The following is a 22,898-nucleotide window of genomic DNA, read 5'->3' as shown; positions in this document are numbered from 1 at the left end:
TGGAGGGAGTCCCAGCACGAAAGTAATGTGTGGAACTGCGCTCCGCAACGGCAGATTACAAGTACAAGGGATGCATGGGATAGCGAACACGTGTATTGGAGGACCTGAATCACTGTCGTCCGGAACCTTGTTGCAGAGATTTAACCCTTCGCGTCCTCGTGCTCTTCATGCCACGCCATCTGGATGGCTTCAAGCTTTGATTCATTTGACTTTGTTGGGTCATCGGCAAAACCATCAAGCTCGGTGACATATTTGTGCAGGTCGGTGAACCGCACAGTCAAGGGATCAATATCGGGATACTTCTCCTGCAGCTGAATGCCTATCTCTTCGGAATCGGCCCAATGGATTTCGCGCGGCATCGTAGCTCCTTAGCGGGTCTCAAGCATCGTAATCAGTTCCTGCTCGCCATCGAGCAGATAAAACGCAATAAAAGTTAGCTGCGCGTCCTCGGAGGCATTTCCGAATTCGGCAATCACAGTATTCGCAGGTTCATAAAATGCGGAACCTACAGGCAGCGTCTGTATCGGCTCGCCTTCAATCTGGTAGATCGCTGTTCCACTTGCAATATAGCCGACAACCGCACATGGATGCAGATGACGCCCGGCTCTCTGACTTGCTCCGAGAGTGATTTCCCCTACGTCTACCGTGCTCACATTACGATTGCCCAGCACTGCAGCCAGCAACTGCTTGCGCTCGATCGTTGCAAGACTCACGAAGGATCTCCTGAGCTTTATTTGTCTTCGGCTAGAGTCAGCGGTTTGCCTTCGGAAACATAATTGCGATTCCACTTGGGAATCTCCACAACATAGTTGCCCGGCTTCGTAATCACCGCCTGGCAGCCCAGCCGCGAGTTGAGCTGCTGATCGGCGGCCATATCCATCCGATCCAGTTCATCGTCGTCAGCTTCGCTAATACCGTTTGTGCCTTCCTTCACCCACACATGACATGTGGTGCAGGCGCATGATCCACCGCACGCATGATCCAGAAAAATCTCGAAGTTCTCCGCCACGTCCAGGAACGACATCGGCTTGCCGTGGTGATCGTACGGCATGGTGCCATACTCAAACTCCACGGTCTTGCCCTCCGGCTCAAAGGTCACGCGCACCAGCTTGTCGGCGGGAATATTCGTTGTATTTGCTCCACTCATATCTTGTCCTTCATCTATCGTACGCGGGCGCGCTCACTCACTCCGCTAACACGCGCGGAGCGCGGCCAAGACCGCTAATCCTTCACTTGAATTCCGCGCGGGCCATCGGGTGCGGCGCTTGAATTTCATCGCCCATCTCCTCACCCGCAGTCTCCATCGTTTTGCCGCGGATTGCTGTAGACACCGCGGCTTCCATCATCAGCTCTGCAAAACGGCGCGTAGCTTGATCCAGCGCGACTGTTGCTTCGCGGATGGCATTCTGATCTTCGCCGGCTTTGATACTGACCAGATACGTCTGTGCAGTCTCAATGTTTTCCTTCTCTTCAGCCGTAAGTTGCGCCCACGCAGGATTCCGCGGTGCGCGTTCTACAGCCGAAAGAATCGTATCCGCCTCGTTCCGAGCCTCAATCAGGAGCCGTTTGGAAAAGTCCTCTTCGGCATGATCAAAGGAGTCGAGGATCATATTCTCAACCTGCTCGTCGGTAAGTCCGTACGTCGGCTTCACCTCAATCTGCGCCTGCTTGCCGCTGCGTTGTTCGCGTGCGGAGACCTGCAGAATGCCGTCCGCATCAATGAGGAACTTTACTTCAATGCGCGGCAGTCCCGCACTCATCGGCGGAATGCCCTTGAGATCGAATCGCGCCAAAGACCGGCAATCCGCAGCCAGCTCGCGTTCGCCCTGCACCACATGGATCGCCACGTTTGCTTGTCCGTCTACGCCCGTGGTGAAGTGCTCTGTAGCGGATGCTGGGATCGTCGAATTGCGCTGAATGATCTTCGCGACTGTTCCGCCCAGCGCCTCAATGCCCAATGACAACGGCGTCACGTCGAGTAGCAGGAGTTCTTCTGTCGCCTTGGAAGAGCCGGCCAGAATGTCCGCCTGCACCGCAGCACCAAGCGCAACCACCTCGTCCGGATTCAGTTCGGTGTGAGGCTTCTTTCCGCGCGCGCTCAGATGGAAGAGATTCTCCACAAGCTGTTGCACTGCGGGAATGCGTGTGGAACCGCCTACGAGAACCACTTCATCAATCTGCTCCGGCAGCACGCCTGCATCCAGCATCGCCTGTTTGCATGGTCCGGCCGTGCGCTCCAGAATTGGTTGAATCAGGTCCTCATAGACTTCGCGCGGAATCTCGCGCTGGTAGCGGTCGCCATTTGGCAGCTCAATGTCGAAACTAGCTGCGGGCTGATACGAGAGCTGAATCTTTGCATCAATCGCGGCTTTCCGCATCGCCTGCACCGCACTGGGATGCTGGCGCAGATCCACGCCGTGCTCAGCGAAAATCTCGTCCAGCGCAATGGTCAGCAGGAGATTGTCAATGTCGTCGCCACCCAGGTGCGTGTCGCCATTGGTCGACCGCACCTCAAAGATGCCGTCGCGCAGCTTCAAAATCGAAATATCAAACGTGCCGCCGCCCAGGTCATAAACCGCAATCGTGCCTTCCTTCGCACGGTCAAGACCATACGCCAATGCTGCGGCGGTCGGCTCATTTACCAACCGAAGGACATCGAGGCCTGCCATGCGGCCTGCGTCCTTTGTTGCCTGCCGCTGCGCGTCGTTAAAGTATGCGGGGACCGTGATCACTGCCTGCGTAACCGGTGCACCAAAGAACCGCTCCGCGTTGCGCTTCAACTGCCGCAGCACATACGCCGAAATCTCCGGTGGCGTAAAGCGGAGCTCTCCAAGCTGGACGCGCGGAACCTCGTTAGAATCTGGGCCTTCCTCGGAATCCTCTGCGATGCGGAAGGCGAAGAACTTCTGTTCATTGCGCGCCTCTGCGAGACTGCGGCCCATGAGCCGCTTCACGGAATAGATCACGCGTTCGGGGGTCTCAATCAGCGCCTGCCGCGCACTATTGCCAACTGTCACCGTGGGTCGTCCACCGTCTGCCTGTACCGGATCGAGTGCGACTACGCTGGGCACAAGATTCGAGCCGTCCACGCCGGGAATCACCACCGGTGTAGAGCCCTCCATATATGCGACGAGGGAGTTCGTCGTCCCCAGATCGATGCCGACTACGCGGCCGTTTTCGTTATTCGCTGCCATTGCTGCTTAGGAATCTCCCAATGTCTCGGTCACTTCGCGGACCAGGTTGCTCAGATAGCGCCTGCGATCGAGCAAGGCGACCATTGTCTTTTGCGCTGCCTCTCGCGCCGCGTCATTTCCAAATTCTGCGCCCTCATCCCATTTTGCCCATTCGGCACGGAGCTGGTCATCTACCTCGTCCTGTAATGCGACAAATTTCTTTCTTGCCTCCGAGAGACTCTGTTTGAGGCCGGCATCCTCATCGCCCATGCGAAGCTCTTCAAGCTGCATGTTCAACTCGAAGACCTCTTCCAGCAGATCGGCTGGTGCGCGCGAGGGGTCTTTCTTATCCTTGCCCGCAAACTCCTCACCGATCTCTGCGCCATGCATCCGCAGCAAGTGCCGCGTGCGTGAAATCGGATCCTTAAGGGTACGATACGCGTCGTTCAGCAGCGAGGAGCTGGCCAGACTCCATTCCTTCTCCTGCTCCGATGCACGGCCGAATCGATCCGGATGCAGCTTGCGGCTGAGCTTGTGGAACTGATGCTCCAACATGCCGAGATCAAGGTTCAGTCGCGGCTCAAGCCCGAAGACAGAAAAATAACCGCCCGAAGGCGGCTGAATCTTTCCACATTGCTCGCAGAAAAGCGCGCTTTCCTTCAGTGAGGCCGAACAGGACCAGCAGACGGTTGCTGCTGCGGTTGCACTTTGGGGAATATTTGCAGCATTCGACATCGTCATCGTCAACCTTGCCTGACCGGATGCGGGTTACGAAGAGAAAGAAGACCCGCAGCCGCAGGACCGTGATGAGTTCGGGTTGACGAAGTTGAATCCCTGGCGCATCAGCGTTTCTTCGTAATCCAGCGTCATGCCGTGCAGGTAGAGGAAGCTCTTGGGATCAACAAAGACACGCACGCCGTCGAATTCGTAAATTCTGTCGCGTTCACGGGGCCGCGTGTCGAACTTGATTGAGTACGAGAGCCCGGAGCAGCCGCCGCCCAGCACTCCAAGCCGCAGACCACCCTCCTCCGGCGAGATGCCTTCCTTGGCCATCGCGCTCTTGATGCGGACCACGGCTTTGGGTGTCACCTGCAGGCCCTGGCTCGGCCCCTGCGGCACTGCAGGCTTCGGCAGTGCTACAGAAACGCCCTCGGCAGGTTTGCTCTCGATACTTACGAAATTCGACATACTTCCCTTCAAATAGACTATTCGGCCCGAACGCGTGGCGTCCGGGCCGAGTCAGCTTCACTCTGCCTTAGTTCGCCGCAGTTGCAACTGCCACTGGAGCTGTTTCTGCTACGCCGTTCTTCTTCTTCCAGTCGCCAATGGCTGCGCGAATCGCGTCTTCGGCCAGCACGGAACAGTGAATCTTCACCGGAGGAAGCGAAAGCTCCTTCACGATGTCGGTGTTTTTGATCTCCAGTGCGTCCTCGATCTTGCGACCCTTGATCCACTCAGTGGCCAGCGAAGAGCTGGCAATCGCCGAGCCGCAACCGAAGGTCTTGAACTTGGCTTCTTCGATTACCTGGGTTTCTGGATTCACGCGGATCTGCAAGCGCATCACGTCGCCGCACTCGGGAGCTCCGACAAGTCCCGTGCCTACTTCGGCCGAGCTCTTGTCCAGCGTGCCCACGTTACGGGGATTGTTGTAGTGGTCCACTACCTTATCGCTATATGCCATGTTCGTATCTCCTCCCGCGGGGGGAAGCCGCGTGTCCTACTATTTGATTCGGCACAACCGCCTGCCGATGCTAATGCTACCCAAATCTTACGCGCCTAAGGCGCAGTTGGCTGGACGGCAAGTCCTTTAGTGCGCCTGCCACTCGATCTTGGTCAGGTCAATGCCTTCCTTTACCATCTCGTACAGCGGCGATAGTTCTCGCAGCTTCAGCACGATGTCAATCACCTTGTCGGCCACGTAATCCACTTCAGCCTCAGTGTTAAAGCGTCCCAGGCCAAAGCGGATGGAGCTGTGCGCAACGTCATCGCCAAGCCCCAGAGCCTTCAGCACATAGCTCGGTTCCAGTGTTGCCGAGGTGCAGGCCGATCCCGACGAAACGGCGATGTCGTTAATGCCCATCAGCAGCGACTCGCCTTCCACGTAGACGAAGCTCATATTGAGGTTGCCGGGCAGGCGGTGCTCCCACGATCCGTTCACGTGGACATAGTCGAGCGCCGACTCCAGCCTTGCTTTGAGCCGGTCGCGCAGGTTGCGCAAGTACGCGGCTTCAGAATCCATCTCCGTCTGGGCGATTTCGCACGCCTTGCCAAGTCCCACGATGCCGGGAACATTCAACGTGCCGGACCGCATGCCGCGCTCATGGCCCCCACCGTCAATCTGTGCGGCAATCTGCACGCGGGGATTGCGGCGGCGTACATAGAGCGCGCCCACGCCCTTGGGGCCGTAAATCTTGTGTCCGCTGAGCGAGAGCACATCGATAAAGTCCGCGTTCACATCCACCGGAACCTTGCCAACAGACTGCACCGCATCTGTATGGAAGAGCACACCCTTTTCGCGGCAGATTTTGCCGATCTCGCGAATGGGCTGCAGCACGCCGATCTCGTTATTCGCTGCCATGATGGAGACGAGAATCGTCTTCTCGTCGATGGCGCGCTTCAGGTCGTCGAGATCGATGAGTCCGTCGGCCTTGACCGGCAGATATGTTACGCGATAGCCGTTCTTCTCCAGCCGCTTGCAGGTATCGAGAATGGCCTTGTGCTCCGTCACCTGCGTAATGATGTGGTTGCCACGCTCACGGTACATCTCGGCAATGCCCTTGAGGGCCAGGTTGTCACTTTCAGTAGCGCCGCTGGTGAAGATGATCTCCTTCGATGTCGCACCGATCAACTTCGCGATTTGCTGGCGAGCAATTTCAACCGCCTGCTCGGCCTCCCAGCCAAAGGAGTGATTGCGGCTGGCCGCATTGCCGAACTTCGACGTAAAGAACGGCATCATTGCCTCCAGAACCCGCGGGTCCAGCGGGCTAGTGGCATGATTGTCCATGTAGATGGGCAAACTTACGCCCGCTGGAACCTCGATCTGGCTTGTAACGGTGGTGCTCATCGCTTATATCCTCAAAATCCCTTGGCCGCTTCGGCCTTTCTGTCCTGTTCGCCGCCACCTGTGCTCATCTGGCCGGGCAACGAAAATTCTTGTGAAACAACCTTACGACAGCGTCAGGGTAACCAGTCCGTGGTTTACCGCCAGTGCTGGAGCCTTCGCCGGGTCGTCGGCTAGATCGCCAATGCTGATGCTCTTCAGCACTCCGGCAATCGTCTCATTGACCCTGGCCAACGGTTCTTTGATGGTGCAGCTTGGCGTCAGGTCGCAACCATGAGCGCCTTTAGTGCACGATGTGATAAAAAATGGCCCGTCGATCGAGTGAATTACCTCGAAGGCCGAGATATGGCTTGCTTCGCGCGCCAGTGCATAGCCGCCGTTCATTCCGGCGTGAGACCTGAGAATTCCTGTCTTTGTGAGCCGCTGCAGAACCTTGGCCAGAAGCTGCGCCGGAATGCCGTAAGCGTCTGCTATCTCTTTTGCACTCAACGCAAGCGTCTCTGGACGCTCGGCCAGGTACTTGAGAGCCATCAGCCCGTAATCTGCTTTTTTAGTGAGCTTCAGCATGAATTCCAGTCGTCAAATATGCGACTGCTAAGGTCCCTGTTTTAGTATACGGCTGCTTTGGTTACCGCTACAAGCGGCGTTACAGGTTTTAGAAGCCGACCCTGAGAAGAGATGTCGTTTGGGGGATGTAGGGTGGGCCAGAAATGCGAGAGGATGGACAGCCGAGGCGGATCTCAAGCGTTTTTGCTGGAAAAGAAATGAGACGGAGACAGTTCGGGCTCCTTCGTTAAAATTATTTTATTCAACCGTTTAGGTCGGTTTACGTCAGATCACGCTCTTCACTGTTGGGAGGGGGGTGTATTCTCTTTTTCTTCGCCAAGGCAGATCCGGCTTAATCTCGATTGGGAAAACCAATTTTCTGTCTGATTTATGAGCATGGCACAAACGGGCATAATTTTATGCAAACTTTCAGGAAGAATTTTTAAGGATTTGTTTCAGCTTATCTCTGCCGCCGCTGGAATACCAGTGCGGCTGCGCCTTTGAGTCTGGCCAGGTCTCCATCATGGGCGGGAAGGATGCGCGGAGCTGAGCCTGCCAGGGTCTGCTTGCCGGCAGCTCGCTCGATGACCGGTCCGTAGCGGTGCCAGGCAGAGGTAATGTCTCCGGCAATCAGGATGGTTCCCGGCGCGAGTGCTGCCATGATGATTCGCAGGCCGTCACCGATGTATCGCGCCTGCTTTTCAACTGCCTGCGCGGCATGGTCGTTTCCGCTTTCGGCCAGATGGAGGAGCTCGGCAAATGTCGTGGCGCGGGCCTCCGGTTCCAACTCGTGGTAATAGCGCAGCGCCGCTCTCGTGGAGGCGAAGACCTCCCAGCAGCCGGTCCGTCCGCAGGCGCATTTTGGACCGGAGGCATCCAGGACGATGTGGCCGAACTCACCGGCCATGCCGTGATGTCCGGTGACCATTCGCCCGTTGGCAAAGACTCCGGTGCCTACGCCTTCGGATACGGTAACCAGGACGACATCGCGATTGCCGTCGAGGTTTCCAAAGATCAGCTCGGCCAACAGGCAGGCGGCGGCGGCGTTTTCCATCCACACAGGCAGCTGCATGGCGGATTCAATTGCATTCTTCAGGTCAAATTGCGGCCAGTGCAGGTTTGGCGCAAAGATCAGCCGTTCCGTGGCCGGGTCAACGCGCCCCGGCGTGCTTACGCCAATGCCTTCAATTGTCTTATCGGGAATCATGCCGCGGAGCCGCTGCATGGCCTGCACGATGAGCTGGGTGGAGGCCTGCGGGTCGCGCGTGAGTGTTGCCCTGGACTGGGCCAACAGCCGCCCATTTAGATCCACGGCGGCAACGGTCGCGCGCCGGGGATGAATATCGACGGCAATGACAAGGATATCCTCGTTCAGCCCGAGCAACGTAGGTCTCCGCCCACGTGCCGCGGTTGCCTGCGCGCCTTCTCGCACCCATCTTTCGCGGATGAGCTGTTCCACGATTTGTGAGACTGTGCTGCGCTGAAGGCCGGAGCGACGCGCGAGATCCGCGCGGGAGATTGGCTGATTTTCGCGGATGATTTCAAGAACAATATCGCGATTGATCCGACGGGCAGTCTCGCTGGACGCGGGCTGTACGTCTGTCAGATCGATATGTCGAATACCCCGTCCATGCGGACGTCCGGTCAAGCTAATTTCTCCAGGTGAGGTTCAGCTTGCAGTGACCGCAGCATACCACGTTCCTATGCTGCCGGGTACGGTGCTTAGAAGCCCGGCGGATGCGCGCCAGCTACGCCAAATGCTGCCTCAAGTGCCATGCCTGCCTGTGCCAGAGTCCCCTCATCGAAGAGCCTGCCGATGAGCGTGATCCCATGCGGAACGCGGCGCGGCGGGGAGAACTTCGGCAATGGATGCTTTGGGTCCGGCGCCCAGTCGCTGCGTGCCTCGGAGACCTTTACCCATCCAGCGCGCAACGTCAGCGAAGGATGCCCGGTGTTGTTCGTAATTACCAGCATCTCGTCGCGCAGCGAAGGCACGAGCAGCAGGTCTACCTTCTCGAAGACCCTGGCCATCTCTTCCGCTACCTTGCGGCGGAAGCGGTCCGTCTGGACGAAATCGACCGCCGATAAAAAGCGCGCCTGACGGAAGGTGTTGGGCCATGCATCCGGCACCTGCGCTTTCAACTCGTCGACTTTGTGCGAAAGTGTCAGCTCTTCAAAAGCTGCTGCGGCCTCTGCAAAGAGGATGAGGTTCAGCGAGTCGTAAGGCCAGTCGGGAATCGAGATCTCTACCAGCTCCATGCCGAGCTTCTTTGCTGTTTCCAATGCGGCGCGGTCCACATCTGTCGCCGGTGTTTCTTTCATCCATGTCGGAAGGTATCCCAGCCGCAAGCCTTTCACGTTGGCCTCTGCGTTGAAGCTCAGTCCGCTCGGCACGCTGGCAGTGTCACCCGCATCGGGTCCACTGATGGCATTCAGCACCAGAATTGTGTCTTCTACGCTGCGCGCCATTGGCCCGAGCTTGTCCAGAGACCAGCAAAGCGTCATGGCTCCGGTGCGCGGCACGCGGCCATACGTGGGACGCAGGCCGGTCACGCCGCAACGCATGGAAGGGCTGACAATTGATCCGCCTGTCTCCGAGCCGATCGCGAATGCCACAAGGCCTGCAGCTGTCGATGCTCCCGGCCCTGCGCTTGAGCCCGACGCGCCCTCTTCCAGCAACCACGGGTTCATTGTCTGGCCACCGAACCAGATGTCGTTCAGCGCCAGCGCTCCCATGCTGAGCTTGGCAATCAGCACCGCACCAGCGTCATTCAGGCGCTGCGCGACGGCTGCATTTTTCTTCGGGACGCGGTTGCGGAAGGGCTCTGCGCCATAGGTCGTCGGGATTCCAGCAGTGTCGAGCAGATCCTTCGCTCCCCAGGGAATTCCGTGCAGCGGCCCACGATAATGTCCTGCTGCAATCTCAGCGTCGGCTTTGCGGGCCTGCTCCAGCGCATGATCGCGCGTTACGGTAATCATGCAGTGCAGCTTGGGATCGAAGCGGTCGATGCGCCTGAGATAAATCTCTGTCAGCTGCGTAGAAGTCAGCTTGCGTGCTTCGATCCAGCGCGAGAGCTGCGCGACGGGCGCATAGGCAATGGCTTCTTCGCTTGTGGGCAACGGGGTGTTAGAGTCCGCGCTGCGAACAAAGAGTTTCGGCCGCGGTTTCAGCGTGATGCCGGGGATGGCGGGGTTCCACACCGTCGCAGGCGAGAGTGAGTCTTCGAGCGCCAATTTGCGCGGTCCTGTACGCAGCTCATAGAGCCCCGCCATCGCCTCGCGCCAATTGCCAGCGGCCTGCGCACGATCGGCTGCCGTCATTTCCACACGGACGAGCTTTTCCGCTTGGACGAATGTTTCAGTTGAAACCTGTGGGCCCGTGGCGGGCGAAGTTCCAAAGGCCGTTGGCGCACCGGGTGTGACCTGATTCTGTGGTTGCTGGCCTGGAACCTGTCCAGCCGCTTGCGCGGCAAGGCTCTCAGGAAGCGCCGCTACGAGCGCTCCCATGGAGCTGAGTGCAAGAAATTCCCGTCGTGAGGCTGTCATCTTATCTTGCTCCTTATCTGGGTCCGGGAGGTACGTGGTCTTCGAGGTAGCGCGCAATCAGGCTCATGAGGTGGTAGCTGGTGCCGCGTCCCTCAAAGATCCCATGTGAGCGGTTGGGATAATCCATGAAGTCGAAGGGTTTGCCCAGCTCGATGAATTTATTGATGAGCAGCTCCGTACCCTGGTAATGAACGTTGTCATCGCCGGAGCCGTGTATCACCAGCAAATGTCCCTGGAGTCCGTCGGCAAAGTTGATGGGTGAGCCATCATGGTAGCCCTTCACATTCTGCTCCGGCAGGCCCATGTAGCGCTCCTGATAAATCGTGTCGTAATGAGCTTCATCGGCCACCGGTGCGACGGCGATGCCTGCTGCGTAGACGCCAGGGTTGCGGAACATGATCCCGAGGGTTTGCGATCCGCCGCCGCTCCAGCCCCAGATTGCCATCCGGGACGAGTCGATATAGCTGTGCTGCTTCGCCAGCCACTGAATCGCTTCTGCCTGCTGTGCGGAAGCCAGCACGCCTACCGCACCGTAGATCGACTTGCGCCACTCTCTACCTTTGGGAGAAGGTGTGCCCTCGTTGTCAAAACTTACGATGATGTAGCCCTGCTGCGCGAGCGCTGCATGAAAGAGTCCGCGCGTTCCCTGCCAGCCGTCGCGCACTGTGGCTCCCGCCGGTTCACCGTAAATATAGGTCAGCACGGGGTACTTCTTTGTGGGGTCAAAGTCCGGCGGTTTGAGCATGTAGCCGTCCAGCACCACGCCGTTCGCCACGGGAACCTTGAAGAACTCTGGCGGATTGGGCAGCAGCGGCTTGACCTTCTTTGCCAGCGCCTCGTTCGACTCCAGCACGCGGGCAGATTTGTGGTCGGGCAGGCTCACAATCTCAATCCGATTGGGCTGCGTGAAGGTGCTGTAGGTATGCACCGCCCACTTGGCATTCGGCGAGATTTCGTACCTGTGCGCACCCGGCTGATCTGCTGGGGTTACGCGCTCCGGTTTGCCTGTCCCGTCCAGTTTGGCGCGGTACAGGTACTCGCGAATCGGATCATCCGGTGAGGCCATGAAGTAAAGCCACCCGCCGGCATTATCGATGGCCTGCACAGAGATCACGTCGCCATCAAAGTTCGTGATCTTTTTTGCCTGGCCGGTTTTGCGATCCACGCGCCACGCGTGCCGCCAGCCATCGCGCTCGCTGATCCACAGCAGGTCCGCTTCCTTGCCGGAGCCGTTATGAATCCAATCCAGCGGAACAATATCAACCCATGCCTTGTCTGTATCTTCAAAGAAGAGCTTTGCTGTGCCCGTCTTTGCTTCAGCCAGCATGACTTTTCCGTCCTGCTGCAGGCGGTTGAGGTATTCCAGCATGACCTGCTGCGAGTTGCCGGCCCACTCCATGCGAACGATGTAATTCTGGCGTGGGTCGCCTTCGAGCTTGATCCATGTTGTTGGGCCGCCGCCTACGCTTACTACGCCCGCGCGTACCGCGGAGTTTGTGGTTCCCGGCTGCGGATACTTGTACTTGAAGGTCGACGGGTACTCGGCTGCGGTGTCGTTGATTAACGTGTATTCGCCTACGCCGCTCTGGTCGAATTGCCAGTACGCGATCGACTGCCCATCGGGGCTCCAGCGGAAGCAGTTGCGCAGGTCCAGCTCTTCTTCGCTTACCCAATCGGAGGTGCCGTTGATGATGTCCTCCGAGCCATCGGTCGTGAGCTGCGTGATCTTCTCCGTGGCCAGGTCCTCCACGTACAGATTGCTTTTCTGCACCCAGGCTACTTTCGAGCCATCTGGGGAGAAGGTGGCAAACATCAATGAAGACTCGGGCGCATCACCGCCCAGCTTAAAAAGTTTCCCTGCGCCGGGGTCGTAAACCCAATAGTCGCCGCGAGTGTTTTGCCGCCACACGCGCTTGGAGTTGGTAAAGATGAGCATCTTCTTGCGGTCTGCTGACCATGAGTAGCCGTGAATCTGTAGCGGTGCGCTTGCCCCCTGCGGTATAAGCTGCGCGGCGGAAACGAGCACGCTCCTTTTACCTGTGGCCGGGTCATAGGCGGCGATATCGATTCCCTTGCCGTTCGCTGCCGGCTCCAGAATGGCGTAGCTTTCTCCATCCGCCTGCCACTCCATTTGCACGCCATGGGGGCCGTAACCACCTTTGTTAAACAGCGCGTCTAGCTGGCTGTGCAGGTCTGGCGTCTGCGCAGCGGCCGGAGCGGGCAGGGACAAAGCAGCGCATACCAGCGCCGCAGACACACATATAGAGCGGAAAGAAAACACGCAGCAAACCTCCAGTGAAAATGCAGGGAAAAATCTGTTCTCCGATTATACGAAGCGGGGATTAGGACTCGCTTTGCTTTTGCCGCTGCGCTTTATTTCTATTTTCAGGCAACCTTTTTCTGCAGTTTGCGTCCTATCGCGCAGATAAGCGTGATTTGCCGGGAGCGGTTTCCCCCAAAGCCGCCCGTCAGTGTTCACTTTCACAATTCAGCCAACTACTCGCATTGCGAGGAGGTTCTCCATGGCAGCTATCCTCAGGCCGGAGTGGAGTAAGCCCGGCGTCATTCTCTTTGCAGCAGAAGTTCCAGCTAACGAAGAAGCGTTTTCTTATGCCTTAGCTCAGGCTGTGGATAGCCGCGCTTCTTTGATCCTTTTCCATGCGTGGGAGGCACCGTCGATTCCTGGGGCTTTGAGCGCCGGAGGGGATGGTGGCGTGGGCGCGGATTTGGTGGCTAGCCTTGGATATATTGAGCCGGGCTCGGTGCAGCGGGCTGAGGCTCGGGCATTGGCTCCACTGGCGCGTCGGGCGCGGGCTGCTGGAGTTTCTTGCCGTGTGGTGGTGCGGCAGGGCAATGCTGCGGATGAAATTCTTGAGGCGGCGCGGGAGACTGGTGCGGGGCGGATTGTTGTTGGGACTCATGCGCCGGGACATATTGGAAAGCTGCTGATTGGTTCGGTGGCGGAGTCCGTGCTGCGGCGGGCGCATGTCCCGGTTTTGATTGTCGGGCCCGAGGTTACGGGTCATCCGCCGCAGGGGTTTGGGCCGCGGATGGTGCTGTGCGCGGTGAGCCATGTGGCGACAGGGGCGCCGGTGGTGGCGTTTGCTGCTGAGATTGCTGATCGGCTGCATGCGCGGTTGATACTGCAGCATGTGATTCGTGCACAGGAGTGCAAGGATGTGCTGGCGAACCGGTGCGTTGGAGAGATCGAAGCCCTGATGCTGGATATGGTGCCGATGCGGCTGAGGCAGAAGGTGCATCCACAGCCGGTGGTGACGCCGGGTGAGCCGGCTCAGAAGCTGATTGACCAGAGCCGGGCGCTGAATGCGGACCTGATCGTGATGGGGGCGTATGGGGCGTCGGCTTTTTCTGCGATTTCACGGCATGGGGTGGTGTATCGCGTGATGGCTGAGGCGCAATGCCCGGTGCTGGCGCTCTCGCCGGCGGTGCTCGAAACTGGCGGGGCCAGGGTGGTTGAGCTGACGGAGACATATCTGGCTGGGGTGATTTGAGCTGGCTTAGTTTGAGTTGGCGAGATTCGAGCTACCCTGTGCAGGCTTGATTCCGAAGTGGTTTGGATTGTGCGGGTTGGGGCGAAGAGCACAGTCTTTATAGAAATCTTTATGCGATCTTCATTCTGAGACTGTGCAGGCTGCATGGTTTGGAAGTGGTTCTGTTTCTGCGGGTTGCGGGGAGTGGCCCGATTTGGGTCTGAAATCTTCATGCGATCTTTATTCCTGGACTGTGCTGCTGCGTAGCGGGGTGGTTTTGGGGTGAATGAAAGGCGGTTTCGCACCGGTATTGAGGCAGAACGGTCGGGTTTGGAAAAGTGAATGTAACATGTTTCATGGGTTTAACTCAATTATTTTTATATATTTATGTGACTTGGTTACCGAAGTTCGACAAAATTTATATTCGACCTCGAGGAGGAAAAGCATACCTCAGGGGCTAAAGCCCCCAGCCATTCAGCTGAATTTATTGCCGGGGATAAATCCCCGGCCTACCCTTCGTGCATCGCGGCATGATAGTGCGGAAAAGAGAACGGCCCGAACCGGTAAAGGTTCGGGCCGTGGCTTTTTTCTGCTCATTATGAGTAAAGCATATTTGGGGTTAATTGCACGCAAATTATCTGAAAGGGATTTTGCACGAAAGGACAATGGACTTTCGTAATGGAGATCCGCGTCAGTAATCGTACAAGTGCTCTATCTTGAGTCCCTGGCTTTCCAGCAGGGGCAGAATGGTGGGGAGGTCAGAGACTCTGCACAGAAGAACACTACGCGTGTTGTCTGGGTTAACGATCAGTGGCTGAGAGATCAGCAGCTGAAGATTGAGAACGTGGTTTGCCCAGGAAGCCGGAGCGATGGCTGAGATGACGATGAGCTCGTTACCTGCGATCTGATGGAAGCGAACTCCATTATGGATGAGATTCTGCGCCACGGAGGTGAACTCCTGGTAGCGGGGAATCTGAACGATCGCCTGACGGTTTCCGAGATCGCGGAGAAGCTTAAAAGAAGCCGGCGATGTGGAGGTCAGTGGGGTGTCTGAAGGTGGAAACTCGATCCACGCATCGGTGGTTGTATCTTCGAAGCCGTATGTTGCATGGGTTCCGAGCTCAATGATTTCGCAGTAAAAAGCTTCTACTGAGTAGTCGAGAGTGAGCCATGCGCGGCGTTCGATGGTGCGCGCAAGGTGGGTGGTGAGGAATGGCGTTTCCTTCCACAGACCGTGCAGCGCATGAGCGAAGGAAAACTCATAGAACGGGCGGATGTGAACGAACTCGGCATAGTTCTCTGCAACCTGGGCTGCGTAAATATCCTCCGCCACTTGCTGATGATGGCTGGTCATTTCGCTAAGCCGTCCTATCGTTTCCTCATACAGACCTTTGAGGAAGTACTCCACTGAGAAGGATGAGCCGATGACGGCGAGCATGATGTGATCGCCTGCGGGGAATGGATAGCTGGTGCGGCTGGCGGCATAGACGCAGCAGTATGCCTGCCAGAACTGGCCTATGTCGCCGAAGTATGAGTAGCCGGAGGGAAGATGATTGCGCTGAAAGTCTGCCTTTGACTGGTAGCTCCATACGATGTACCACTCGGGATAGGTATAGAAAGTATCGACCTCTGGGCGCGCGTAATTATCAATGCCTGCGGCCTGGGCGGGATGGCGCAGCGTTTCTGGAGTGGGGCTGAAGGACAGCCTTGTGGGACGGCAGTGAACGATGAAAATGACGGTCACTGTCAGTGCAAAGAGGAAGACGCACGCTAGCAGGCGCACTGCCCAGCGAATCAACTTACGCATGCGCGACGGGTTTGTTCCCAACGTTTTTGCCTACATTGATTGCGATTAGAAATGCCGCGAGAGAAATGACCGCGTGCGGCAGGTTCACCAGCAGGTTAGTCACGGGTGATATCAGATGCAGGTGGCTGATGACGTAGATGATGACATCTGCCGCATAGAAGAGACCGAGGAACCAGAAGTAGACACGTGAGGCTCGCGGGCCGATGAATCCGGAGATGAGCGCAAGCAGCCCGAGGCCCAGGTGACCGATGTCGACGAAAGTTGTCATGGAAAAGAGGCCGAACATCTTGCCATTGGCGTCCATGACGCCCGGCACATAGTCCAGCGAGTACACGAACAGAAAGAGCAGGGCGAAACCGAAGCTGCATTTCTGGATTGTGGTAAAGCGTCGGGACATGGCTCACATCTTAACGCAGGAACATATAACCGCGGGGATATACTTCCCCACATGCAGAAGATTTGCTGTCAGCTTTATCGAATTTCGCTTGTAATTTCATGTGCGTTTGTGATGATATGCGGCGCGCCAGGCGCTTCCAATATCCGAGCGCAGGCGGGACAGAGTGATTCCCCCGAGACTGCGTTGCGCTCTGTGCATGATGCGTTATTTGCTTCGTTTCTTCCGGTCAACGAACTGCCAAACGATCTCAAGACGACGCAACTGCTGATGGCGGCCCGAGACGGGATATGGCAGGAAGCGAAGAACTCGCCGGCATTCCGGGGACTGCTGCAGCCCTTTGCAGACTTAAGCAGTTTTGGGAACGCTTGCGGGATAGCGCAGGAAATTCAAGGAAGTGCCGAAAAGTCGTTTGCCGCGCTCAATGCAAACGAACAGCAGAAAGTGCTTTTTTTGATGCAGCGCTGCCCACAGGATGCGCCTCGACGGCTGGCGGCGATGGCGCGGAATTTCTACATCGTTAAAGGCTATGGCGCGATTCAGGAGCCGCTCACGGGCGTGAAGGTTAACTTGTATGCGCCGCCTGACTACCTGGCATCACATACGCCGCATCTTGCACCGACGCGATTGGCGTACGACAGCAGTAAGAAAGAGATTACAGAGAAAGACGGACATGCAATTGATGTGGTGATTGTAGGGAGCGGTCCAGCGGGATCGGTGCTTGCGCATGAGTTGCGGAAAAACGGAGCGCGAGTTTTATTGGTGGAGCGTGGATCGTTTGTTGTTCCGGGCGCGATGGAGACACGGTTGATTGATGACTTGATCGACACGCGTACTTCAATGGATGGGACGATTCGCATACGGAATGGGATGGCGGTGGGAGGAGGTTCGCAGGTGAACGTGGACTTGTGCTTTGCGCCTACGACGGAGGCCATCCGCACGAAGATTGAAGGATGGCGCAGCGCAGGTCAGATTGGGTCAGATCAATTTACGCAGACGGAACTGGCACGCGAGTACGAGTGGGTGAAGCGTTCGATTGGGACACGTACGCTGAGCGAAAGTGAGATCAATTTCAACAATCGCGCGCTGTGGGATGGGGCCAGATTGTCGGGATTGCATCCGAAGCTATACAGCCTGAATACGTATGGGCCGGGATTGTCTCCTTCACCGGTGACCGATAAGCGCTCGGCTGAGAGCCAGCTTCTAATTGCGGCTCTTGAAGATACAACCAATCCGTTGGGCATGATTCCGGATGCGGATGTGCGGCGCGTACTGTTTGAGCAAAATGGGAGCGAGCAACGCGCTGTCGGAGTGGAAGTGCAGATGAGGGCGGCTATGTCGGGAGATGGCGTGATTGCGGACCCGAATGGGCTGAAGCTGCCGCCTGGCACAACCTTCACTGTGCGTGCGAAGACCGTGATTCTATCCGCGGGAGCTCTGGGGTCGCCTACTGTGTTGTTGCGGAGCGGAGTGAAGAATGACCAGATTGGACGCGGAGTGGTGCTGCATCCTTCGATGCCGATTATGGGACGCTTTGATCATCACATCGACGCCCTGACGGGGACGGAGGCTTCGGTGTATGTCGATGACCGGCTGGTTGATCGCGGATATGCGATGGAGTCGATGGCGGATCAGCCTCTCTATGCTGCGTTGATGAGTCCGGGACCGGCGCTGCATTCACTTGAGATGATCGAGTCTTTTCGAGATCTAGCCGGGTTTGGAGTGATGTTGATCGATACTCCGCAGGCAAACAACCGTGTTGTGCTGGATGCAAGCGGATCGCCGCTGATTGATTACACACTTTCTGACGCGGATAAGAAGCGATTTGCAAAGGGCCTTGCCGAGGCGGTTCGCGTGATGTTCAAGGCTGGAGCGAAAGAGGTTTATTTGCCAACTACGGAAGATATTCTGGGCGATGGATCGAGAGAGATGCAGGCCAGCGCTAAGAGCGGTATGCAGCCGCAGGTATTTACGTCGCTGGAGCAGGCGTCATTGGTAGAGAAGCGCCTACGTTTTATCGCAAACCAGTCGATTGTGACCTCTGCGCATATGCAAGCGACGGACAAGATGGGCGCGACTCCACAGAACAGTGTGGTTGGTCAGGACTTCCATGTCTGGGGCACGAAGGGGCTCTACGTGGTCGACGGGAGCATTTTCCCCACTTCTGTGGGTGCGAATCCGATGCAGAGCATCTATACGATTGCGAAGATTTTCGCGGATCACTGGAATGAATCGCACTAGACCGATGGAAAAGCAACGCGGCTTAAGAGCGCAAATTTCTTGAGTGAGTGGCGAAACAGATAGCTGGCCAGACGCACTAACTGCGATAGAGCGTCAGAGATGGGACGAGAAATACGCTCGTCTTTTCTTATTTAGTGCTAGTCTGTTGCTCTATTTCTACCGCTCTGCCCCAGAGATCGGAACGGCAATGCATCAAGCTCTTCGCACAGCTCGTCCGTCTCCTGCTCCTGAGCGGAAGCTTGAGGTTAACCGGCCTGACGATGCGTACGAGCGGGAGGCCGACCGCATGGCTGCGCAGATCATGCGCGTGGGGAGTGTTGGCTCGACTCCACCTTCGTCCGGTCCGGGGCATGATTTCAACCGCATCAGTATCCACTCTCCATCGGCTCTAAATTCTGCCGGCACGCGTGGGGGAAGCGGCGTTCTTCGGCGCAAATGCTCTTGTGGGGGCACATGCTCCGAATGCAGAAAAAGGACTGAGGATGGCGAATCCGCTTCCCTCAGGAGAAAAGCGGCGGGGCCGGAAAGTTCTATCGCGGGAAGCATGGAAGCGCCTGCCAGTGTGCATCAGGTACTGAGCTCGCCCGGCCAGCCGCTAGATAGAACGACGCGCGCTTTCATGGAGCCACGTTTCGGATATGACTTTAGCCGGGTGCGCGTGCATACCGACGCCGAGGCGGCGCGATCTGCTGAACAGGTGAACGCACGAGCCTATGCGGTGGGCGATCACCTGGTTTTTGCCGGCGGGCTGTTCGCACCACGAAGCGGGGCGGGGACGCAACTGCTGGCGCATGAGCTGGCTCATGTGGTCCAGGCCGGAGGCGGGACGGGTGGCGCTACACTGCGACGCGCGCCTGCGGGGGGCACACCTCCTCCTCCGCCAAGTGAGGCCTCGCTACGGGTAAGTATCATGGACACGCTTGAGGCGGCTAAGAGAACTGCGGTTGCTGATCTGGCAGATGCGATTGTTCGCGGGGATCAGGCATATCTGAGCGGGCTGGGATTGAGCTCCAAGCAGGTGACCAGCCTGCTGAATCATGACGCGCAATTCTCGATGACGTTTGGAAATGCGGCGGAGACTTCACTTGAGGCAGCTATTCGGGCCAATCCGCTCCTGAACCAACATGTGGTGAGAGGGCCTACTGGCCGCGTTGCGAGAGGCGTAGGCAAGCCGGACTGGCGCATTGAAACGCCGTCGAGCAGCATCCCAGTAGACCTGATGACCCCGGGGCAGGTGGAAGCTAAGCTATCGATGTGGCGCCGGTCGTCGAGGCGTGGCAAGCCGAAATGGTACATCGAAAAGGCCGGTAATATTACTTACGACCGGGATGCTGCCATGGCTCAGGCCCGTGCGAATCAGGCTGCTGGGGGCAATGCTGCGAACCAACCCGCGGGAGCTAATACTGCGAACCAACCTGCTGCGCCCGATGCGGCGAATACACCTGCTGCTGGTGATGTTGCGAACGCGCCGGCTGCGGGGGATGTTGCCAGTGCTCCGGCAGCCGATGTTGCGGCTGCTCCTGCTGTGGGCGACGCTGCCAGGACTACTACCGGACTCGGCGATGCCGCCAAGGTTGGAACTGGGGCCAAGCTGGGAGAAGAGGTTGCTGGCGGGATTGCGGCGGGCTCCAAAATTGAAGGCGCTGGACTCAGAGCCGCGGGACGATTTCTTGCCAGGGAGGTTCCATTTGAGTTGCTGCAGGTGGCGATCATGCTTGTGGTTTTTCCGGGTGTCAATGCTCACAACGAGAAGCTGGAGGAGTTAAGCGAGAAGAAGCTCTATCCGCCGATTCAGGATCGACTGAACAAGCTGGACCCGACGATTCAAAAGATGATTGACAATGCGCCTGAGACAACTCTTTACAGCAACGTGACGGTGGAGCTGGATTACAAGGTGGTGGCGGATGATTCGAGAGATCTTCCGCTTTATCTTGAAGACGTGAAGTTTATCGATTTGAAGCTTTCGAATAATGACGTGACGGAGCTCGATGAGAAGTTCAACAAGACGGACAAACTGAAGGTGTCCAAGCGGGTTACGTATTCCATTCGTCTTTTTGAGGCTGCGGATGTGGAGTTCGCGCGAAAGCAGAAGGAATATGCAGCGTGCGTGCAGAAATTTGGCCCTGGCTATATACCTCCGGCTGCGGGGGCTGAGGCGCTGCAGGAGGCGATTGGGAATCCGGATGAGCATCCTTGCATTGAGCCGAAGATGCGGGCGATGGAAGGGCCGTAGATTGATTTTTAGTTATCCTGTGCTGCACAGTTTTTGAAGTGGTTTGGATTGTGCGGGTTGGGGCGAAAGGCACAGTCCCTATAGAAATCTTTATGCGATCTTCATTCTGAGACTGTGCAAGCTGCATGGTTTGGAAGTGGTTCTGTTTCTGCGGGTTGCGGAAAGTGGCCGGATTTGTGCGTGAAATCTTCATGCGATCTTTATGGCGAAACTGTGCATGCTGCAGTTTCGAGGGATGAGGGACAAAGGGGACAAGGGTTATAGATAAAAATAAAAAGCATAGAAGCCATAGATATCCTCGACGACGAGATTGCACTGATTCTGGTGCGGAGGGGATGGGGGAGGGGTCCCCTCCCCTCCCCGAAACAGCCACGGCCCGAACCGGTTAAGGTTCGGGCCGTTTTTTTCTGCTCATTATGAGTAAAGCATATTTGGGGTTAATTGTATGCAAACTATCTGAAGGGGTGGGACGGTACGAAAGGACAGTGGACTTTAGTAATAGGAGAGGTGACGGGTTACAGAAATGAAGTCGGCGGTTGCGGTATCCCATGTCTCCCAAAAAGGGGGACATGGGGCACCCAATTTCGGTGGAAGAACCTGCTTCCTCAAGACCTGGACCACCTCTGTTGACAGGATACGTTGAGCCAGCGTTCAAGTTATGCATCCGGAGGTCATCGCGGAATGCTCGCCTTCAGTAGCTCTAGACTGCCATCTGTATGGTCGGTGGTTACCGCCGTGTATTCCCCGTCTTGTTCGCAAACCAACACCGCCTTGGGGCTGTCCGCTGGCTTATCAATTTTGCGCAAGACAACGCCATCGTACGGATTGAAAACCAGAACCGGTCCGGGCTTGATGGCAAACATTTTCGGTGGCGGCTCGTTTTCTTTAGGCTCCTTGAAGCCGCCTCCCGATGTTTCGAAACTCCAGCCTTGCCTGCCGATGGAGAGCGGCTCACCCAGGAAAAAGCCGTCGGGCATCTGCAACGGATATGTGCGCACAATGCCATGCTCGTTGACTTCAATGATCGGCTGCCTGGTATAAACTGGAATGAGCAGTAAATTTTGCCCGTGAGGAATTATCTGGATCATTTGCAACGCCCCAGACTTATTCTGTATGACCGTGGATAACATCTGATCTTCTTTGGCGTTCTTGCGAAGGTTATAGTCTTCATCGAAGAGCCTAATCTCGCGTATCGTCTCTCCATTTTCGTCGACGACCAGCAGCCGCGCAGAATGATCACGATTATCAGCGCCAATAGCCAGCAGATTTCCGGAGTCATAAAGGCCCACTGTGATCACTTCCAGGTCTTCTTCGGGTAGACGCACAGCCTTTTGGAGCGTGCCTTTGCGGTCATAGATCAATGCGAGCTTGACCTGATCAGGCGTTGAATCTGAGATATGTGTTTTGACCGGAGTGGCGTATACCAGCGCCACAACCCGCGCCTCACTGGCGAAGAAGCGGACGGGCTGGCTGATGGTGTCTGTGTAGCCCTGCAGATGACCTGGGCTGAATCGGATCGACTGACCTGTACTATCAAGTGAATGCAATGCCATCAACCCCATGCCATCGCTCTGGTTGTCTCTGACCTCCAGAAAAATAGTGCCGTCTTCCCCACAGGTATGCATTGCACTCATCACTGTGCCGCTTCCACCCAACGCGGTTTTCTGGGGTTTACCAAATTCCAGGGTGTAGCTGGGGATTGGTGTTTCCGCTTTGGATGCGGTTTTATCGGCATTCTGCGCGAGCGCACAGAATACCGATGCATAGAAGAGACAGAAAATCACAGGATTCTGTAATGGCTTCATTCGCTACTTTTCCAGGTTAAGTCCAGCTTGGGCGTTCGCAAAGTGAGTTCCTTGTGACCCGAAACTTCGGCTAGATGAGGTTGATACGGTACGAGGCCACTTGTACACGAAGCAATCAATAATGGCATTTGCTGAGAGATTTGGTCCAGTTGCTTACGTATTTCAGGAGTTGAAAGCGAAGCGATGGCACAATTTCCGTCTGCGAATACTATGTACTCCTGGCAGTTATTCACGGCATAGGCGCAGTTTACAAGCGTTTGCATTTTCGAACCCCCACCGGGCATCCATTCATCGCTCACGTATACTGCTGTACCGCAACAGTAGACAGTTGATCCTTTAACTGAGCTTCCACATTGTGCGGAAAGGCTGGATGAACTCAGCATCAAGGCCATACCCATCATCAGGGCAATGTTTGGAATTCTTCGCATAGGTCAACTCCTTCAGCAGATACAATCTGCATAGGTTGGGTAAGAGTCTAGGATTCACCGGTCAATTTCTAGCCTCAGCGCCTACGTTGCATTGGGAATCGCTACCGAGATTTGTGGCGTAATCTCCAATCATTGACGCCAGAAATAAGCGTGGCGGCCCAGTGGTAAATCTC

The 22,898-nt window shown here is 56.6% G+C and carries 18 protein-coding genes; 3 read left to right on the top strand and 15 right to left on the bottom strand.

From position 1 onward, the window contains the following. Positions 1-140: 140 nt before the first annotated feature. From iscX to VO84_RS10020, 12 genes are all read right to left on the bottom strand, one after another. A complete protein-coding gene (gene iscX / locus VO84_RS10075) occupies positions 141-359 on the bottom strand; it encodes a Fe-S cluster assembly protein IscX (RefSeq protein WP_058187507.1) in 219 nt (72 codons plus the stop codon). A gap of 9 nt (positions 360-368) precedes the next feature. Continuing rightward, positions 369-713: a cupin domain-containing protein gene (locus tag VO84_RS10070; protein ID WP_058187506.1), complete on the bottom strand. Its 345-nt coding sequence runs from the start codon at positions 711-713 to the stop codon at positions 369-371. A gap of 17 nt (positions 714-730) precedes the next feature. Beyond that, on the bottom strand, positions 731-1,147 hold the full coding sequence (locus tag VO84_RS10065; protein ID WP_058187505.1) for a 2Fe-2S iron-sulfur cluster-binding protein: 417 nt from the start codon (positions 1,145-1,147) through the stop codon (positions 731-733). An 82-nt stretch (positions 1,148-1,229) separates the two neighbouring features. After that, complete coding sequence (hscA, locus tag VO84_RS10060; RefSeq protein ID WP_058187504.1) at positions 1,230-3,194, bottom strand: Fe-S protein assembly chaperone HscA; 1,965 nt, start codon at positions 3,192-3,194, stop codon at positions 1,230-1,232. A gap of 6 nt (positions 3,195-3,200) precedes the next feature. Further along, complete coding sequence (gene hscB, locus VO84_RS10055) at positions 3,201-3,908, bottom strand: Fe-S protein assembly co-chaperone HscB (RefSeq protein ID WP_082662057.1); 708 nt, start codon at positions 3,906-3,908, stop codon at positions 3,201-3,203. A 33-nt stretch (positions 3,909-3,941) separates the two neighbouring features. Further along, positions 3,942-4,361, bottom strand: coding sequence for a HesB/IscA family protein (locus tag VO84_RS10050; protein WP_082661872.1), 420 nt, complete (start codon positions 4,359-4,361; stop codon positions 3,942-3,944). Between the two features lie 67 nt (positions 4,362-4,428). After that, positions 4,429-4,854, bottom strand: coding sequence for a Fe-S cluster assembly scaffold IscU (gene iscU, locus VO84_RS10045; RefSeq protein ID WP_058187503.1), 426 nt, complete (start codon positions 4,852-4,854; stop codon positions 4,429-4,431). Positions 4,855-4,980: 126 nt separating this feature from the next. Continuing rightward, positions 4,981-6,237 carry an IscS subfamily cysteine desulfurase gene (locus VO84_RS10040; protein ID WP_058187502.1) on the bottom strand — a complete coding sequence of 419 codons (1,257 nt, stop codon included), beginning with the start codon at positions 6,235-6,237 and terminating at the stop codon, positions 4,981-4,983. A gap of 102 nt (positions 6,238-6,339) precedes the next feature. Further along, on the bottom strand, positions 6,340-6,801 hold the full coding sequence (locus VO84_RS10035; RefSeq protein WP_058187501.1) for an RrF2 family transcriptional regulator: 462 nt from the start codon (positions 6,799-6,801) through the stop codon (positions 6,340-6,342). A 439-nt stretch (positions 6,802-7,240) separates the two neighbouring features. Next, positions 7,241-8,428, bottom strand: coding sequence for an ROK family transcriptional regulator (locus tag VO84_RS10030; RefSeq protein ID WP_231737872.1), 1,188 nt, complete (start codon positions 8,426-8,428; stop codon positions 7,241-7,243). A 74-nt stretch (positions 8,429-8,502) separates the two neighbouring features. Further along, complete coding sequence (locus VO84_RS10025) at positions 8,503-10,326, bottom strand: amidase (RefSeq protein ID WP_058187500.1); 1,824 nt, start codon at positions 10,324-10,326, stop codon at positions 8,503-8,505. A gap of 13 nt (positions 10,327-10,339) precedes the next feature. After that, positions 10,340-12,607, bottom strand: coding sequence for a S9 family peptidase (locus tag VO84_RS10020; RefSeq protein WP_157439817.1), 2,268 nt, complete (start codon positions 12,605-12,607; stop codon positions 10,340-10,342). A 241-nt stretch (positions 12,608-12,848) separates the two neighbouring features. On the opposite strand from VO84_RS10020, the gene VO84_RS10015 reads away from it, so the two are divergent. Then, positions 12,849-13,838: a universal stress protein gene (locus tag VO84_RS10015; RefSeq protein WP_058187498.1), complete on the top strand. Its 990-nt coding sequence runs from the start codon at positions 12,849-12,851 to the stop codon at positions 13,836-13,838. Positions 13,839-14,508: 670 nt separating this feature from the next. Here VO84_RS10015 and VO84_RS10010 read toward each other — a convergent pair. Both VO84_RS10010 and VO84_RS10005 read right to left on the bottom strand, forming a co-directional pair. Then, positions 14,509-15,624: a hypothetical protein gene (locus VO84_RS10010; RefSeq protein WP_058187497.1), complete on the bottom strand. Its 1,116-nt coding sequence runs from the start codon at positions 15,622-15,624 to the stop codon at positions 14,509-14,511. Beyond that, entirely contained in the window at positions 15,617-16,021 is a 405-nt protein-coding gene (locus VO84_RS10005) for a hypothetical protein (RefSeq protein ID WP_058187496.1), read from the bottom strand. Before VO84_RS10005 ends, VO84_RS10010 begins: the two co-directional genes overlap by 8 nt. A gap of 51 nt (positions 16,022-16,072) precedes the next feature. On the opposite strand from VO84_RS10005, the gene VO84_RS10000 reads away from it, so the two are divergent. Both VO84_RS10000 and VO84_RS09995 read left to right on the top strand, forming a co-directional pair. Next, entirely contained in the window at positions 16,073-18,259 is a 2,187-nt protein-coding gene (locus tag VO84_RS10000; RefSeq protein WP_058187495.1) for a GMC oxidoreductase, read from the top strand. Positions 18,260-18,803: 544 nt separating this feature from the next. Beyond that, positions 18,804-20,492, top strand: coding sequence for an eCIS core domain-containing protein (locus VO84_RS09995; RefSeq protein WP_058187494.1), 1,689 nt, complete (start codon positions 18,804-18,806; stop codon positions 20,490-20,492). 671 nt (positions 20,493-21,163) lie between these two features. On the opposite strand, the gene VO84_RS09990 is transcribed toward VO84_RS09995, so the two are convergent. Further along, positions 21,164-22,297, bottom strand: coding sequence for a hypothetical protein (locus VO84_RS09990; protein WP_058187493.1), 1,134 nt, complete (start codon positions 22,295-22,297; stop codon positions 21,164-21,166). Positions 22,298-22,898: the final 601 nt, after the last annotated feature.

The organism is Occallatibacter gabretensis, assembly GCF_001449115.1.
Classification (GTDB): domain Bacteria; phylum Acidobacteriota; class Terriglobia; order Terriglobales; family Acidobacteriaceae; genus Telmatobacter; species Telmatobacter gabretensis.
The sequence above is the reverse complement of the archived record's forward strand: the minus strand, read 5'-3'. Positions and strand labels throughout refer to the sequence as shown.

Bases quoted from the DNA above. Each gene is read 5' to 3' on its own strand.
- iscX (WP_058187507.1), bottom strand. From the start codon at position 359: ATGCCGCGCGAAATCCATTGGGCCGATTCCGAAGAGATAGGCATTCAG.
- VO84_RS10065 (WP_058187505.1), bottom strand. From the start codon at position 1,147: ATGAGTGGAGCAAATACAACGAATATTCCCGCCGACAAGCTGGTGCGC.
- hscA (WP_058187504.1), bottom strand. From the start codon at position 3,194: ATGGCAGCGAATAACGAAAACGGCCGCGTAGTCGGCATCGATCTGGGG.
- hscB (WP_082662057.1), bottom strand. From the start codon at position 3,908: ATGTCGAATGCTGCAAATATTCCCCAAAGTGCAACCGCAGCAGCAACC.
- VO84_RS10050 (WP_082661872.1), bottom strand. From the start codon at position 4,361: ATGTCGAATTTCGTAAGTATCGAGAGCAAACCTGCCGAGGGCGTTTCT.
- iscU (WP_058187503.1), bottom strand. From the start codon at position 4,854: ATGGCATATAGCGATAAGGTAGTGGACCACTACAACAATCCCCGTAAC.
- VO84_RS10040 (WP_058187502.1), bottom strand. From the start codon at position 6,237: ATGAGCACCACCGTTACAAGCCAGATCGAGGTTCCAGCGGGCGTAAGT.
- VO84_RS10035 (WP_058187501.1), bottom strand. From the start codon at position 6,801: ATGCTGAAGCTCACTAAAAAAGCAGATTACGGGCTGATGGCTCTCAAG.
- VO84_RS10025 (WP_058187500.1), bottom strand. From the start codon at position 10,326: ATGACAGCCTCACGACGGGAATTTCTTGCACTCAGCTCCATGGGAGCG.
- VO84_RS10015 (WP_058187498.1), top strand. From the start codon at position 12,849: ATGGCAGCTATCCTCAGGCCGGAGTGGAGTAAGCCCGGCGTCATTCTC.
- VO84_RS10010 (WP_058187497.1), bottom strand. From the start codon at position 15,624: ATGCGTAAGTTGATTCGCTGGGCAGTGCGCCTGCTAGCGTGCGTCTTC.
- VO84_RS10005 (WP_058187496.1), bottom strand. From the start codon at position 16,021: ATGTCCCGACGCTTTACCACAATCCAGAAATGCAGCTTCGGTTTCGCC.
- VO84_RS10000 (WP_058187495.1), top strand. From the start codon at position 16,073: ATGCAGAAGATTTGCTGTCAGCTTTATCGAATTTCGCTTGTAATTTCA.
- VO84_RS09995 (WP_058187494.1), top strand. From the start codon at position 18,804: ATGGAAGCGCCTGCCAGTGTGCATCAGGTACTGAGCTCGCCCGGCCAG.
- VO84_RS09990 (WP_058187493.1), bottom strand. From the start codon at position 22,297: ATGAAGCCATTACAGAATCCTGTGATTTTCTGTCTCTTCTATGCATCG.